This window comes from Scandinavium goeteborgense (assembly GCF_003935895.2).
GTDB lineage: Bacteria > Pseudomonadota > Gammaproteobacteria > Enterobacterales > Enterobacteriaceae > Scandinavium > Scandinavium goeteborgense.
In genome coordinates, this window is sequence record NZ_CP054058.1 from 3,400,581 (window position 1) to 3,415,810 (window position 15,230).

14 protein-coding genes are annotated in these 15,230 nt (G+C 53.4%); 6 read left to right on the forward strand and 8 right to left on the reverse strand.

All coding sequences use genetic code 11. The features are described 5' to 3' along the window. Window positions 1–79: 79 nt before the first annotated feature. Both A8O29_RS17165 and fimZ read left to right on the forward strand, forming a co-directional pair. A complete protein-coding gene (locus A8O29_RS17165) occupies window positions 80–754 on the forward strand; it encodes a hypothetical protein (RefSeq protein WP_125355401.1) in 675 nt (224 codons plus the stop codon). Between the two features lie 898 nt (window positions 755–1,652). Next, window positions 1,653–2,285, forward strand: coding sequence for a fimbria biosynthesis transcriptional regulator FimZ (gene fimZ, locus A8O29_RS17170; RefSeq protein ID WP_125355402.1), 633 nt, complete (start codon window positions 1,653–1,655; stop codon window positions 2,283–2,285). 46 nt (window positions 2,286–2,331) lie between these two features. Here fimZ and sfmF read toward each other — a convergent pair whose 3' ends face one another. The 6 genes from sfmF to fimA form a co-directional block, all read right to left on the reverse strand. Further along, window positions 2,332–2,826: a fimbria assembly protein gene (sfmF, locus tag A8O29_RS17175; protein ID WP_420854028.1), complete on the reverse strand. Its 495-nt coding sequence runs from the start codon at window positions 2,824–2,826 to the stop codon at window positions 2,332–2,334. A gap of 40 nt (window positions 2,827–2,866) precedes the next feature. Next, on the reverse strand, window positions 2,867–3,832 hold the full coding sequence (fimH, locus tag A8O29_RS17180) for a type 1 fimbria D-mannose specific adhesin FimH (protein ID WP_246316681.1): 966 nt from the start codon (window positions 3,830–3,832) through the stop codon (window positions 2,867–2,869). Between the two features lie 31 nt (window positions 3,833–3,863). Further along, the gene (locus A8O29_RS17185) at window positions 3,864–6,455 is read right to left on the reverse strand and encodes a fimbrial biogenesis usher protein (protein WP_125355404.1); all 2,592 of its coding nucleotides are present in this window, start codon (window positions 6,453–6,455) and stop codon (window positions 3,864–3,866) included. After that, window positions 6,455–7,147, reverse strand: a complete 693-nt coding sequence (gene fimC / locus A8O29_RS17190) for a type 1 fimbria chaperone FimC (protein ID WP_125355405.1) — start codon at window positions 7,145–7,147, stop codon at window positions 6,455–6,457. The genes A8O29_RS17185 and fimC overlap by 1 nt, the downstream gene beginning before the upstream one ends. A 43-nt stretch (window positions 7,148–7,190) precedes the next feature. Further along, window positions 7,191–7,736, reverse strand: coding sequence for a type 1 fimbrial protein subunit FimI (fimI, locus tag A8O29_RS17195; RefSeq protein ID WP_125355406.1), 546 nt, complete (start codon window positions 7,734–7,736; stop codon window positions 7,191–7,193). A 71-nt stretch (window positions 7,737–7,807) separates the two neighbouring features. Beyond that, complete coding sequence (fimA, locus tag A8O29_RS17200) at window positions 7,808–8,359, reverse strand: type 1 fimbrial major subunit FimA (protein WP_110511267.1); 552 nt, start codon at window positions 8,357–8,359, stop codon at window positions 7,808–7,810. A 360-nt stretch (window positions 8,360–8,719) separates the two neighbouring features. Between fimA and folD the strand changes: the two genes are divergently transcribed. The 4 genes from folD (at window position 8,720) to malI (ending at window position 12,687) form a co-directional block, all read left to right on the forward strand. Then, window positions 8,720–9,586, forward strand: coding sequence for a bifunctional methylenetetrahydrofolate dehydrogenase/methenyltetrahydrofolate cyclohydrolase FolD (gene folD, locus A8O29_RS17205; RefSeq protein WP_125355407.1), 867 nt, complete (start codon window positions 8,720–8,722; stop codon window positions 9,584–9,586). 2 nt (window positions 9,587–9,588) lie between these two features. Then, entirely contained in the window at window positions 9,589–9,801 is a 213-nt protein-coding gene (gene ybcJ / locus A8O29_RS17210) for a ribosome-associated protein YbcJ (RefSeq protein ID WP_110511270.1), read from the forward strand. A 280-nt stretch (window positions 9,802–10,081) separates the two neighbouring features. Next, window positions 10,082–11,581 carry a PTS transporter subunit EIIC gene (locus A8O29_RS17215; RefSeq protein ID WP_125355408.1) on the forward strand — a complete coding sequence of 500 codons (1,500 nt, stop codon included), beginning with the start codon at window positions 10,082–10,084 and terminating at the stop codon, window positions 11,579–11,581. Between the two features lie 89 nt (window positions 11,582–11,670). Beyond that, on the forward strand, window positions 11,671–12,687 hold the full coding sequence (gene malI, locus A8O29_RS17220) for a Mal regulon transcriptional regulator MalI (protein WP_125355409.1): 1,017 nt from the start codon (window positions 11,671–11,673) through the stop codon (window positions 12,685–12,687). Window positions 12,688–12,724: 37 nt separating this feature from the next. Here the strand turns inward: malI and A8O29_RS17225 are convergent, their stop codons facing one another. Both A8O29_RS17225 and A8O29_RS17230 read right to left on the reverse strand, forming a co-directional pair. Next, the gene (locus tag A8O29_RS17225; RefSeq protein ID WP_174081383.1) at window positions 12,725–14,494 is read right to left on the reverse strand and encodes an FKBP-type peptidyl-prolyl cis-trans isomerase N-terminal domain-containing protein; all 1,770 of its coding nucleotides are present in this window, start codon (window positions 14,492–14,494) and stop codon (window positions 12,725–12,727) included. Beyond that, complete coding sequence (locus A8O29_RS17230; protein WP_159464241.1) at window positions 14,491–14,958, reverse strand: hypothetical protein; 468 nt, start codon at window positions 14,956–14,958, stop codon at window positions 14,491–14,493. The genes A8O29_RS17225 and A8O29_RS17230 overlap by 4 nt, the downstream gene beginning before the upstream one ends. Between the last annotated feature and the right edge of the window lie 272 nt (window positions 14,959–15,230).

Genomic DNA, 15,230 nt, shown 5'->3' on the forward strand with positions numbered 1-15,230 from the left:
AGCAACAATGAAGCACGTCAAAGGATGGAGGGAAACGATGCGCGTGATGCTACGCAGGGAAAGGCGGCGGCGAAATATCATGGAATTTCAGGGGCACTCGCTTCCCCTGCCCCATAACGCGCTGGTTGAACGCAACGACCTGCTCAACCACACGGCACGCTATTGCGAGTACCACATTCTGGTGACGCGCGACCGCTATCTTGCCAACGGCGTTCGTCACAGCCCCGTCCCCCTGTGCTTGTGTCGCATCTTCGACGATATCGATGAGGCGCTGGACGTGGTTCGCCTGACGCACCCTCTCGGTCTGATTATCGATCTCGAAGGTCAAAGCCTGGCCGTGTTAACGCTTCTGGATCGCCTGCGACTGTTGCAGCAAAAGTCTCCGGCGCTGGACATCGTGTTGATCACCCCTGAAGTCGACCCGGGTACGCAACAGTTTCTCCAGTTGGCCTGCCATTGTCGGGTGCTTAACAAACGCCTGGCGCTGTTACAGGCGCGCGATGCGCTACACCTCCAGAGTCAGGATCTGCCTGTGCAGCCCCGGTTGTTCAAAGCCAAAGAGTGGAGCGTGCTGATGTTGATGTCTAAAGGTTACACCTTGTGCCATATCGCTCGCCTGCAGGTTCGTCCGTATCACAGGATTATCTACCGTGTCGGCTGCGTTTTAACCCTGCTGCGGCTAAACCATCGCCACCAGCTGCTACGCCTGCTTCAGCGCGTAGGGGCGATTCGGGACACGCATCACTCGGGATAACCTGCTGAAGTCGGGCCGATTTTAAGAAATTACTTAAATTGGTGTTAATAAACGGTAATTTTTTAACCAAAAACAAACAATTATAACTATTCCTAAGAATACCCATTGGACACGATTAATCACCATGACAAATACAAATCATGGAATTTATCTCTGTAGAAAATGAATTAATTTCGCCATCGTCGGTGATTTATTCGAGCATAATGTGAGCTAACCAACAAACCTCAACCCTTTTCTCACCCGCCTGGCAGGACAACGGACTGGGGAGTGCCTCTGGCAAAAAATCCCTAAGCCAAACTTAGCGCTTCCTCTAACTCGTTATCCAGCAAGCATTTTTCCCCATATCGCCACACTCTGCGTTACATCACAATTCGTCATTAATTTAACAACCTCACAACAAGCAGTCGCATCTTTTGTTTTTTGCTATTACATAAACACTAAGCGTCAGCAAATCGATAAACTGCAGAAATTAGGCCCAAAAGAAAATTCCTGGTCAATCCACTACAGAACATCGTAATTAGTAAAGTTAATTGTCGTAATCTCAGACTTTTTCCTAAAACGTTACACGGTATAATCGGCACCGTTGAGATAAATAACAAAAACCACAACCAGATCATCTATGGATAATATGTAAATGACGACGATTTTGTCGTAACTCAAAAAAGGAAGCGCTGATCACAGCAGTCCACAAATAAACGAGCATCAGAAAGAACTGATGCAACCCACCGTTTTTACGAACGAATGGCCTGCCAGCCAGTTATTGCGTTTTCTCTCACCCTGGATGTTGACTTTTAGGGTGTTACCGGGTGTCCCCAAATGAGACAAATGCAGACCGGCGCTGGCAATGAAGCTCTCTCCAAACTCAGCACAACTGAATACATAATCTGAGGAATAGAAAATGAAACCTGCTTCCGTTGTTATTATGGATGAACAACCTATCGTCAGGATGTCGATAGAGGTTCTGTTGCAAAAGAATAGCCAGATTCGCGTAGTCCTTAAATCGGATGATGGAAAAGAAGTTATTGATTATGTACGAAAAAATGAAACAGACCTGGTTATCGTCGACATTGAACTACCTGGAACCGATGGTTTTTCACTGCTCAAACGGATCCATGACATCAGCCCAAAAACCAAGGTTTTGTTTTTATCATCGAAGTCGGAAAGTTATTATGCCGGAAGGGCGATCCGCGCGGGCGCCAATGGTTTTGTCAGTAAAAGAAAGGATCACAATGACATCTATAAAGCGGTAGACATGCTGCTGGCAGGTTATTCTTTCTTCCCGGCGGACACTCTGAATTTTCTCAGTAACAATCCGGCAAGGCGCGGAGAATTGAACGAACTTCCGCTTTCAAATCGTGAAGTGACGGTGCTGCGCTATCTGGTCAATGGTCTGACAAATAAAGAAATAGCCGATCAACTGTTGCTCAGTAACAAGACAATTAGCGCGCATAAATCAAATATTTTCTCCAAACTCGGCGTACATACTATTGTTGAATTGATTGACTACGCAAAATCCCACGAGTTGGTCTAGGAGAATGTACCGCGCCCGATAAAATAACGGGCGCGGCATGTTGATATTAATTGTAGTTAATCATGAATGTGGCGTCGGCATCCGCCTTACCGGGCTGCGGATTATCGGCTGTCGCAATGTAGTTGGCGTAAAACTGCAGCGTGGCATTGCCCAACGCATCGACGGCAACGTCGCGGCTCGCCTGCTGTAAAGGCAGACGGCTACGGTCGGCGTCGCGGATTTCCACCGCCACTCGTGTGGCATTGCTGGTGCCGTTCAGCCCAAGCAGCGTGGGATCGTCGTCATCGGCTTTGCCGCCAAAGGTTATCGACGCCGAACCCGGCGGGCAGCCGGTCAGGCTCAATGTGAAAGGCGTCACCGATGTGGTGCTTCCGGCGTTGCGCAGCTGTTTGGTTGCCCAGCGCCCCAGCTCGACGGATTTGTCGCTGTCGCTCGCTTCCACCACGCAGCTGTAATCCACCACGTTACCAAACAGCTCGATGTTCACTGCCCCCAGCGCGTTATCGGCCCGCGCACCGTGGCTCATCGCTGTCGCGGCCATCGTGGCCAGGCACAAATAGAGTGATTTCATCGGCAGGCCCCTAGTCATAGTCCACGCGCAAATAGCCTCTGGCGGTAAATTTCCCTTCCGCAGGCTTTTTGCCGGTGATGCTGACTGGCCATGCTCGGATCCCCACCTGCGCCTGGGCGCTGCCGTCCAGGCGGAACGGGATTTTGCTGTTGATGTTGTTCGGCGTGAGGGGATTGCCACTGCTATCGGAGACGATAAAGCCTAAATCCGGGTTATCCGACACCATCGCGTTGCCCTGCGATTTTTCCGCCTCCACGCGCATGGTGAGATAGGCCTGCGATTCTACGTTGGTGCATTTGATGCCGATGGTTTTCTGCTGCGCCGGGATGTTCGCCGGACGGTTTCCGGCCCCTGCCTGGCTAAACAACGATGCGCCGATATCGCCAAAATCGAACTGCACCACGGTCCCCGCATTGATTTCACAGGTTTGCGGCACGTTGATGGTGCCGCTGTAGCTGATGGTGTACACCGGCGTGGTAAGCGGGTCGGCGCTGGTTGTGGTCACGTAGACGTTAAACATGGTCTGTTTCGGGATAACCACCATGTTGATAAAGCGTCGCGTCACCTTCAGGCGGAACACCAGCTTCGAATCATTCACCGGAAATGCTTTTTGCTTCGGCACATTCGGGTGCGAACCCATCTGAATGTAATTTTGTGGTGGATAGAAGACGCCAGCGGAGCTGTCGGTTATCTGCATCGCGCCGTCGAGATAGTCATTCAATTTAAGGTACTTAAAACCATTCTCGGTGCTGACCACCGGGAAACGGGTGACATAGCTGCGTTTGGTGGTGGTGCCCGTGGTGCCGCTCGGACAGATGGCATTCACCCCCACCCAGCCGGATTTTTGGCTGAGCGTGACCACCTGCCCAACCTGGTTATTGGCGCTGGTAAAGGTATCGGTCAAATCGTAAAACACGTCCGATGCCACCCCATTCGCGTTGCGGCAAACCGTGGCCATCGCCGGGGTAGACGCCATCGCGCACCCCAGCAGTAAAACGGTGAAGACTTTATTGATCACAGCGAACCTCCGTGAGCGTGATCGCCTGTTGCAGGCTCTTTTCCGGGAGCGAGTAGCGAGCGCGACACTGCGCACCCGGCCCTTCGCCCCACTGAATCAACAGCTCACCGCTGAGCGGCAAACCACTTAGGTAGAATTGTCCGTCGTCGCCCACCATGCTGGTGACGCCGCTGGTCACTTCCCGAGCGATGGCACCAAACGGCACCGGCTGTGCGCCGCGCCGCACGGTGATTAACCCCCTTACGCCAATACGCGTATCAAACGTCGCCCGCACCACTGCGCCTTCGGTCGGCACCACGCTGCTGACGTTGTTTTCGATGTCGGTGCTGTTGCTCATGGTGTTGGTGTCGAGCGCGATGCGGTTGTAGCGATAGACGGTGGCGTACGGCATCACCGCGTAACCGCGCCAGTCTGTTTTGACCCCGGTCTGGTTTTCGATGCTAACGCCGCTCGCGCCAGGCGCTTTGATCAGCACGTTGGTATCGCCCAACGGCTGGCTGAACGTGACGCCATCAGCGTGGGCCAGAATGCCGCCGGATGCCTGCCAGTTCAGGGAATGCTGGTCGCGGTCATAGTTGTAGGCTCCACTCAGCGTGCCGTACGTCGCCTGCCAGTTGGCGCTGGCGCTGCCGGTGTAGCCCTGGCCACTGGTACTGCCCTGCGTCACGCTGTAGCTGAGGTTGTTTCCGTCCAGCAAGGTGCCGCTGACGCCGCTCTGCCAACTGTTGTCCCCGTCGCTGTTGCGGCTGGCGGAAACGGTGGCATAGGCCCGGTCGAACGCGGAATTGCGACGTGCTGCACCGTTGCTGAACAGGCTGAATGGCACGGAAAGGTTAAAGGACGCAATCTGATCGGTGCCCGGAATCCCAATCGAGCGGTTCCACGACATCGACACCGAATAGCTCACCCCGCGCCAGCCACCGGAATAGCCCACCTGATACCAGGTGTTGGTATCGTCTGAACCCCAATAGGTTTGCTCGCTGCCGGAAAGATAGAGCGAGCCATAATCGCCGAGCGATTGCGAAATGTTGGCCTGGAAGCGGCCTTTTTTATTCTGCGTCAGGTTGTGATAGCTGATGATGTCCGGCACGCCGTCATCGTCCGTTTCCTTATCGCTGTACTGGTAGCCGCTCATGTTCTTCCACGTCGTGTCGTCGAGGGTGAAGAAACCTTTGGTTGAGTAGCGATAACCGAGCAGCTGGAAGTTGGTGCCATAGGTGTTCAGGGATTTGGCATACAGGAAACGCAGCGATTGCCCGTCGTGGGTGCTGTCGTCCACCAACCGACTGTGCGCATGGGTGATATCCAGCGATACCGCGCCCCAGTCACCGAGGTTTTTCCCCAGGCCCAGCGCAACGGCGGTGTAGTTTTCCGCCAGCTGCGTGCCACCGTACACCGTGTAGCCATCGTTCAGACCAGTGATCACCGTGCCCTGCGCAAAGAAAGGCGTCTCCTGCTGGTTGTTACCGGAACGGTAATCCCCCGCCACCAGGTCATACTTCCAGCGGCCTTCACGTTGCAGCAACGGAACCGACGAGTACGGGACGGTGTAGCGTTGCTGGCTGCCGTCTTTTTCGTCGATGGTCACTTCGAGGTCACCGCTCGAAGACGTCGGGTTCAGATCGCTGATGGCGAACGCCCCGCTCTGGACATAGCTCTGATAGACCACATAGCCGTTCTGACGAAGGGTGATTTTGGCGGGCGTGCGGGCGATGCCGCGCACCGTCGGCGCGAAGCCCTGCATGCTGTCTGGATACATGCTGTCGGAAGAATAGAGGCGCGCGCCGCGAAAGCCGACGCTGTCGAACACGTCGCTACCGGTGTTGCTGTCGCCCATCACCAGCTCGCTTTTCCACGGCACAATCGAACGCTGCACCCAGGTGGCGACGTTGCGCCAGCGGTTTTCTTTCTGGTTATTGTTGTCGGAATAGGTCCAGGTGCCGCTATTACGCAACCGCCACGGGCCGTAGTTGGCCCCGCTGGTCAGGCTCAAAAAGTAGCTGTCGTCGTCGCTGCCACGGTTACCGCTAAAACTGTAGTTCGCCAGCAGCGCCGGAATGCCTTCATCCCACTCTTCGGGTGGGATATAGCCGCGTGCGCTGTTGAACATCGCCACCTGCGGCAGGCTGATATTGAGCTTGAGCGCCGCAAAATCGAAGGCGATTTCCGTTCCCGGGATCGCTTTCTCCAGCGCTACGCAGGCTTCAGGCGCCTCTTTCGCCAGCGCAGGAAACGCCGCGGTGTTGACGCCCAGGCGCTTGAGCAGCGCTGGCGTCAGGCACGGGGCTAATCCTCCGGCGGCTGGCTGTGTGCCTTCGGCGGGCGTAAAGGTTAAATCCTGCGAGCCAACGAACTCATCGTTGCGCCAGATATCGACCCGATATACTCCGGCGGGCTGCTTGTTGCCTTTTTCGAAGCGCGACAAATCCGCCACGCCCGCCGCATCATCGGACAGGAACGAAGGGTTAAAGTAACTTTCCGCCTGCACGCCGGACGCAAACGACACGCCGGATAAGGCAAGGGTCAGCAGTTTCAGGCGCGGCCAGCGTCTGGAGTGTTCGGCGTGAGGAAAGGCATTCATTACAGATTCACGCGACGAGCCGGAGTAATTGCCCCGTAATCATTCACGCTCTGCCAGCTCAGCGCGCCCTTTACACCCGCAGGCAGCGTCACCGTGGCGCTGGTTTTTGGCGCAACCATCACGTTTTCGAGCTTCTTGCCACCCATCTGTAAATTGACCAGCGTGATGAAATACGGCGAAGGATTATTGATGCTGATGGCTGAACCGCTGCGAGTAAACGCCAGCGTGTCGAGAGCCTGCCCCGGCTGCGTCTCGAGTTTGTTGGGACGAACGAACAGCTTGATGCGTGACAGGATCGCCAGCTGTAATACGTTGTTGTTTTCGCCGTTGTTTTTATCCATCGACGGGATCGCTTTAACGTTCAGATAAAACAGCGATTCCCGATCTGTGGCCAAGGCTGGCCCGGCATAAATAATGCGCAGCGTATTTTCGCTATTGGGCTCGCTGACGAACAGCGGCGGCGTGATGACGAAGGTTTTTTCTTTCTGACCGGTGGCGTTTTCTATCCACGCGTTAATCAGATAACGCTCCTGCTTGTTGCTGTTGCTCAGCGCCAGCGAGGTTTGTTTGGCGTCAGCGGGGTAAATCACGCGGGTCGCGCCCAGCGCGATACCGCCCGCCGCCTGCGCCGGGAGCGCATGGATGAACATCAGCATCGACAAAAAAAGTGTTTTTTTAATTAAGCGGATCATAACCCAGTTACCTGTTTTATTATTTTCTGACAGCGTCTGATGGTTAGGGATAAACGAGGGTGAACCAGACGTCAGTGAGTAAATTCCCTGGTACGAGCGGTAATGAAATAACGCGATAACGCGCGCTGAAATGAAACGTCATTTCCTCAGCGGTTATCGGTAGATAATTATCGGGCGGTGCATTTGGAATAATAAGCTGCTGTTGGGTATTAAAGAGTGCAAGCCCTAAACCGCTTTCTCCTGGCCTGCCGCTGGCCTTAGATGATGCAACAAAAACCTGCGGATCTTCCGCGGGACTCAATCCCTGAAAGCTGATGCCCACCTGGCTTGCGACATCGCGCCGGCACTCCACGAGGCGCAGCGTGAACGGCACGGTAACGGTGGAGTAACTGCCCACTTCGCCGAAGGTATTACTGCGGTATTGCCCCATTTCCACGCGTAAATCCTGGCTTTCGGGAGCCACGACGCAGGCGCTGTTGACCAGTTCGCCGCGCAGCTGAACGCGCCCGCCATCAACCACCACCGTGTGCGCGAAGGCCGGGGAAGCCGCGCCGAATATCAATGCCAGTAGTGGCAACGTCCGTATCATGATAGATTCCCGGGAGCTCTGAAAAGGGTCCTCATCCTTGAGGCAAGGCTCATCCTGAGCGCGACTGAGGCTTACTCGTATTTCATTACGAAGGTAGCGTCAGCGTTAGCCTGGCCCGGCGCGGTGGTGTCAGCGGTAGCTTTGTAACGCGCGGTGAAGCGCAGGGTGTTGGTGCCTTCTACCAGGTTCTGCGCGGTAGAGAACGTGGCGCCGTTTGGCGCCAGCGTCGCGGAAGAAGTATCCAGGATTTCAATGCCGACGCCGGTTGCGGTATCAGCGTTGTCGCTGGAAGCCACTGCCAGCAGGGTGTTGTCTTTCGCATCAATCTGACCGGTAAAGGCGACTGCTGCGGTTGCCGCAACGGTTGGGTCGCAGTCATTCAGCACGATGCTGAAAGGAATTTTGGCAGAGGTATCGCCGGTTTTAGCGAAAGACGCCGTGCGGTACTGGCCCAGTTTCACTTCCTGGTTGGAAGAGTCGGTGCTGACCGCACAGGCTGCGTTCACCAGTTCACCTTTAAAATGCACGTTACCGCCGTTAACGGTGGTGGTATCGGCATTGGCCGCGCCAACAAACAGACCCAGCGATGCCACCAGAGACGCAGCAATTTTGCTAACTTTCATGATTTTTCCTTGATGATTTATCTAATTATTTACGGCGAAGAAACTATCCGAAAATAAGCTTCGTCGTTCCTTCAACACTGACCGAAAATAGGCTTTCCGGCAGTAGTCATAAATTAAACAATTCACCTGATGCAAAATACGTACAAACGCTGCAATCGCTGTCAGTCACGTCCTATTATTATTTAGGAAATGACTACGTAAATAATGACACACAAGAAAAGGCCTAAAAACAACAGGGATTTGGTCTGCCAGGCTGTGAGCACGCCAGAAAAACGCAAACGGTGACTGACATCCCGCCCGGCTTCTGACAAAATATGACCATCCCCCCTTGTGACACTGACAGACGGAATCTTCTCTCTGATGGCAGCAAAGATTATTGACGGTAAAACGATTGCGCAGCAGGTACGCTCTGAGGTTGCGGAAAAAGTGAAGGCGAGAATTTCCGCCGGAAAACGCGCCCCTGGATTAGCCGTAGTGCTGGTCGGCAGCAATCCTGCGTCGCAAATTTACGTCGGCAGCAAACGCAAAGCGTGTGAAGAAGTGGGCTTCATCTCCCGCTCTTACGATCTGCCGGAAACCACCCTCGAAGCCGAGCTGCTGGAGCTTATCGACACCCTGAACGCTGACGACACCATCGACGGCATTCTGGTGCAACTTCCGCTGCCTGCGGGCATTGATAACGTGAAGGTGCTGGAACGCATTGCGCCGGACAAAGACGTGGACGGCTTCCATCCGTATAACGTCGGACGTCTGTGCCAGCGTGCGCCGCGTCTGCGTCCTTGCACACCGCGCGGGATCGTGACGATGCTTGAGCGTTACAATATCGACACTTACGGGCTGAACGCGGTGATCGTGGGCGCATCCAACATTGTGGGTCGTCCAATGAGCATGGAATTACTGCTCGCGGGCTGCACCACCACCGTTACCCACCGCTTCACCAAAAATCTGCGTCAGCACGTTGAGAACGCTGATTTGCTGGTTGTCGCGGTCGGTAAACCGGGCTTTATTCCTGGCGAGTGGATCAAAGAAGGCGCGATCGTGGTCGACGTCGGCATTAACCGTCTGGAAAGCGGGAAAGTGGTCGGCGATGTGATTTTTGACGATGCCGCCGCGCGCGCGTCGTATATCACTCCCGTGCCGGGTGGCGTTGGCCCTATGACCGTGGCAACGCTAATCCAGAACACGCTGCAGGCGTGTGAAGAATATCATGATGTAAAGGACGTTTAAGAATGGCTACTTTTTCCTTGGGTAAACACCCACACGTTGAACTGTGCGACCTGCTGAAACTCGAAGGCTGGTGTGAAAGCGGCGCGCAGGCAAAACTCACTATCGCCGATGGGCAGGTGAGTGTCGACGGCGCGGTTGAAACCCGTAAACGCTGCAAAATTGTCGCGGGCCAGACGGTGAGTTTCGCCGGTCAGAGCATTACCGTGGTCGCCTGATAGCAGGTTTGTGCCCGGCGGCGCTGTGTTTGCCGGGCCTACTGACCTGTCCGGCGCTGAATTTGCCGGGCCCAGAATTCATTTTTCCCCCTCCCTATTATCAACTCTAATTATCGATCGACTTCAAAGAATCATCATTTCCTCTGCCTGAATGTGAAATTTAAGTTGCGCGCCTCGGATACTTCTTAGACGATAAGTAGAACGTTCTACTAAAACGTTCTACTTACAACAACAGCACGTAATCAGTGCATCTCAGGGTCTCAGGTCGGGGGAAAACAGCATGAGTCTGTTCTCAGGGTTTGTTAAATCGTTGTCAAAATTATCCATGATTGGTCGCGCGCTGATGCTGCCAATTTCACTGCTGCCCGCGGCCGGTTTGCTGCTGGCGTTCGGTGATAAATTCCACATGCCGTTAATGATGAACGCCGGTGGGGTCATTTTCGATAACCTGCCGATGCTGTTTGCCATCGGCTCTGCGGTCGGGCTGGCGTCCGAATCGGGGATTGCTGCGTTGTCCGCGGCGGTATCGGTGTTTATCACCAATATTACCATTGGCACCGTGCTGAGCATCACGCCAGAAATGGCCTCTCAGGGCGGGAAATACGCGATGGTGGTCGGCATTCCGACGCTGCAAATGGGCGTCTTTGGAGGTCTGATTTGCGGCGTGCTGGCGGCGTGGTGCTACAACCGCTTCCATAAAATGCAGCTGCCAGAATTCCTCGGTTTCTTCTCCGGCAAGCGCTTCGTGGCTATCGCGACGGCGTTTCTGTCATTCATCATGGGTCTGCTGCTGCCGTACATCTGGTCGCACATTCAGTCTGGCATCGACGCCTTGTCGGTGGTGGTCAACGGCGATAATCAGGCGGCATCGACCTTTATCTTTGGCCTGGTTGAACGCGCGCTGATCCCGCTCGGCCTGCACCACATCTGGTATCCGTCGTTCTGGTACTCCTTCGGCGATTACACCACTCAGGCCGGCCAGGTGATTCACGGCGACCAGACCATCTGGTTCAAAATGCTGGAAGAAGGCGCGAAATCCTTCAGCAGCGACAGTTACCAGAATGCCGGTAAATTCATGCAGGGTGAGTTCCCGCTGATGCTGTTCGCCCTGCCTGCGGCGTGTCTGGCGATGTACCACGAAGCACATACCGCCAACAAAAAAATCGCAGCAGGGATCCTGTTCTCTGCGGCTCTGACCTGTTTCCTGACCGGTATTACCGAGCCGGTTGAATTTACCTTCATCTTTGTGGCGCCAATCCTGTACGTCTTCAACGCCATCATGGCCGGTCTGGCGTACATGACCATGTACCTGATGCACGCCCACATCGCCAAATCGTTCTCCGCCGGGTTCATCGACTATCTGTCTTTCGGCATCCTACCGTCGTTTAACGGCTACCAGACCAACTTCCTCAGTGCGGTGATTATCGGCATCCCGATGGGGCTGATTTATTACTTCACCTTCCGTTTCGTGATTCGCCGCTTTGACGTCAAAACGCCGGGTCGTACCAGCGTGACTGCCAATGCGAACGACAAAACCGATACTGAAATCGCGACCGAAATTATCGGCCTGCTGGGTGGCGCGCAGAACATCGACTCCGTCGGTTCCTGCATCACCCGTCTGCGTCTGGAAGTGGCGAAGAGCGATATCGTGGACAAAGATGGCCTCAACGCCGTCGGCGCTCGCGGAGTAGTGTTCGTCGGCGATACCGGTATCCAGGTGATTTTTGGTGCCAGAGCGCAATTTATCGCACAAACCATGTCGACGATGATTGGCAAATAAGCGGAAGATGATACGCTGTCGACGTCTCCTGCCCGTGCGGGAGACGTTTTTTATCTGTTTGATTGCGGCGAGTTTTTCAGGGAGCAGGTTTGAAAAAAGTCAGCATTATCGATGTGGCGAAACTGGCGGGCGTCTCTGTCTCTACCGTCTCATTGGTTCTGCGCCAGAAAGGTAAAATTTCCGACGCTACCATTGAGAAAGTTCAGGCCGCCATCGTCCAACTCGGTTACGTGCATAACGTTGCTGCCGCCAACCTGCGTTCCAATACCTCCAATCTGATTGGCCTTATCCTGCGCGATTTTAGTGACAGCTTTTCCATCAAGGTGATGGCGAGCGTGGTTCAGGAGCTGGAGAAGCAAGGGTTTATGGTGTTTCTCGGTCAGCCGCAGGACGACCATGCCAGCCTCGAGCGTTGCCTGCTGTCCTTCAAACAGCAAGGCGTAGCGGGCGTGATTTATCTGGCGTCCGACACCAAACGCCCTCATCTGCCCGAACATATTCGCGCGTGTCCGTTACCGTTAGTGGTGGTTTCCCAGTCGCTGATGGAAGAAAACTGCAATCTTGTGATGCGGGATAACCGCCAGGCGGCGAGCCTCGCGACCCGATATTTGATTGAGCGTGGACACCGCAGCATTGGCTATATCGGCGGTCAGGACGCATGTCTGATTCGCCAGCAGCGATTGCAGGGCTTTCGCAGTGCGCTGGTGCAAAATGGCATGGTGTACAAAGAGGATTCGGCCCCGGCGTGCAGTGATGATACGCATGCGGCCAGCATCGCCACCCGGCAGCTGCTCGAGAAAAACAACACGCTCACCGCCCTACTGTGCCATTCTCCGGACGCGATGATCGGCTGTATCAACGGTATTCAGCAGGTCGGGCGAACCATCGGGAAAGACGTGTTCCTGACCCAGCAGGTGGCACTGATTGGCTTTGAAGATATGCTGCACATCAATCTAACCTCCCCGTCGTTTACGTTTGTCTCTTCCGCCAGTGAAGAAACGGGCCGACAGGCGGCCGGATTGATTATCAGAAAGTTGAAAGAACCTGAATTGCAGACGCAGAAGATAACGCTATCCGGCCAACTGGTGCCGCGGGAATCGGCGTAAAAAAACGCCCGAATAGCCCGGGCGTTGATATGAAGGATTATTTGGCCTGTCCGGGTTTCACGTCCTGAACAATTATCTCGTACACCATCGTTGATTTTGGCGGGATCTGCGGCGACAGTCCACGATCGCCATAGGCCAGTTCCGGTGGAACAACAATCTGCACCTTACCGTGAACGCCCACCAGACCGATAGAAGAGGCGAATACCGGCGGGAACTGAGCGACCGGCAGCGTCACAACTTGCTTTGTTTTAGTCATGTCTTTGATGACATTGCCATTGCTAAGGCTCTCTTTCACCGATACGGAAACCACTTCACCAGGCTTGATTTTCCCACGCCCTGCATCCAATACGCGGTAGTAATACCCCATCTCAGCTCGCTTCACATCAGCCTGTTTACTGAAATCAGTGATGAACTTATCACCTTCACTTTCCGTGGTTTCAGAAGTCTTTTGCTGGCTAGCGAGAACTTGTTTATTCATGGTATCGAGCTGCGCCATAATCTTCTCTTTCGGGATTTTAAACTCGCCCCGAATCGAATCCGACACGCCGCTGACAACCTGTTTAAGATCAGGTGTAAACCCATTTGACTGGACATTGGCCAGCGCGCCTTTGATTTCCTGCCCCCAGAGAGTGCCCAGGGAGTAGGCTCGTAGCTGATCCTGCGAATCCGGCACTGTGGTCGAGATGGGCAAAGCCTCATTGACCGCACGTAAACTTTCGACCTGTGTATTTAACGCCGTGGTCTGTGCCTGGCTTTCGCTCAGAGATGTTTTCAGCTGAGCAATAACCTTATCAGTATCTGCTTTCGCCGCGGTCTGCACAGTGGCATTCTCAGTTTGTGCGGCGGTTAAATCTGCGACCTGTTTGTTTAACGCCGTCGTCTGCGCCTCACTTTTCGTCAGCGACGCTTTCAGCTGGGCAATGATCTTATCGGTATCGGCTTTCGCTGCCGTTTGTGCTTGCGTCGTCGTAGTTTGCGCGGCCGTGAGTTCGTTGATTCGCTTGCTTAACGCCGTTGCCTGGCTTTGTGCGTTGGCCAGCGATTTTTTCAGATCGGTGGACTCAGTGACGCTCTTGGTCAGCGATTGTTTCAGGGTTTCTACTGCTTCAGAGTTTCCAGACTTCACCTCGGCAAGCGCTTTGGCATTTGCCATTTGCGAAGCGGTGAGCGTCGCAATTTGCTCAATCAGTGATTTTCTCTGGTCCTGGGTTTCGGTCAGCGATTTTTTCAGTTGCAAAACGTCCTGACTATCCCGCGTTTTAGCCGCTGCAAGCTCAAGCTGATTCGTTACCTGCGTTGCCGTTAGGACGGATATCTCCGCTTTGAGAGCATCAATTTGCTTCTGATTCTCGGCCTGACTCTTTTTCAGGTCGAGAGCTGCGGTCGTGTCATTTTTTTGCGTATTACGCAATTGTTCAAGCTGTTGCGCTTTTTCTTCGAGCTGTTGATTCGCGTCTTGCCACTGCTGCTGCAGGTTCTCTAATTGCTGCTGCGTATCGACGAGTTTTTTCTGTAAAGCACTATTCTCTTGCACACTAATAGAAATCGGGCTTTTGGACGCATTCGCTATTTCGGAGTGGATCGTTTTTTTAGCAGGCTTAGGTTTCGTAGGCTTTTCAACAACGGCAGGTGGAAGGTCAATGGTTTTACCCGTCAGTAACGCGGGGATCTCACTGGATTGCGCAGTAATATCATTCAGCGTCTGGACAGTTGTCATCTCGTCGCTGGCACTCGCGCTTCTCGTCGCCGCCCCACTTATCACGGTTGTCAATGTGAAAAAAAAAATTAGCTTTCTTACGTCTATCATTTAAAGTTTTCTCCACGATTAATCAGCGCCTGACGAACTGATTGCTCGATATCACTGCAAAGTTTTTGCGTTTTGTATTTGTAGAGAGCATCCATAGTGGTACGTGTGTCTTCTCCAATATCACCACGGATATTCGTATAAACGGAGGCGCTGGCCAGTAAATTATCAAAAGAGGCTTTCCGCTGTGCGTAGGCCGCCTGATTCACTTTTGAAAGCGCCAAAAGCTCCTGCTGACAAGTGGAAGCCATACCCTCAGAACTCCCGCCCACAGCCTCCGGGCTTTTCGTTTCGGTCATCAGTTGCGCAGAAGGGACGGTACCGACCTCCGTAGACGTGGTCGATGGCTGACTGACGTTTGATTTAGGCTGCGCGTGTTGTTGGCAACCGCTAATAATTCCTGTTAAAACCAATAATAAGCATGACGTTCTTTTTATAAAGCCACTGCAAGCATCAGTTAAAATCATAATAAAAAACCTCGAAACATTTAAAAATGTAGCAATAGGAATGAGTGATGTTAATAAATAGATCTGGGATGAATAAGCAATTGGCGCATTATCGCACATCAAACCGCATAGGAAAGACCCTTTATTTTTAAGATCCGCATCATTAATCAAGACGATGAATATTTAAAGTTAAAACCATCAATAAAACAAATGCGGTTATTCACCGTGCTCACGACAAATCTAATGAAAACAAAATGAAAGAGGGCTATTACGTGAAATACTTAGGGTAAAAT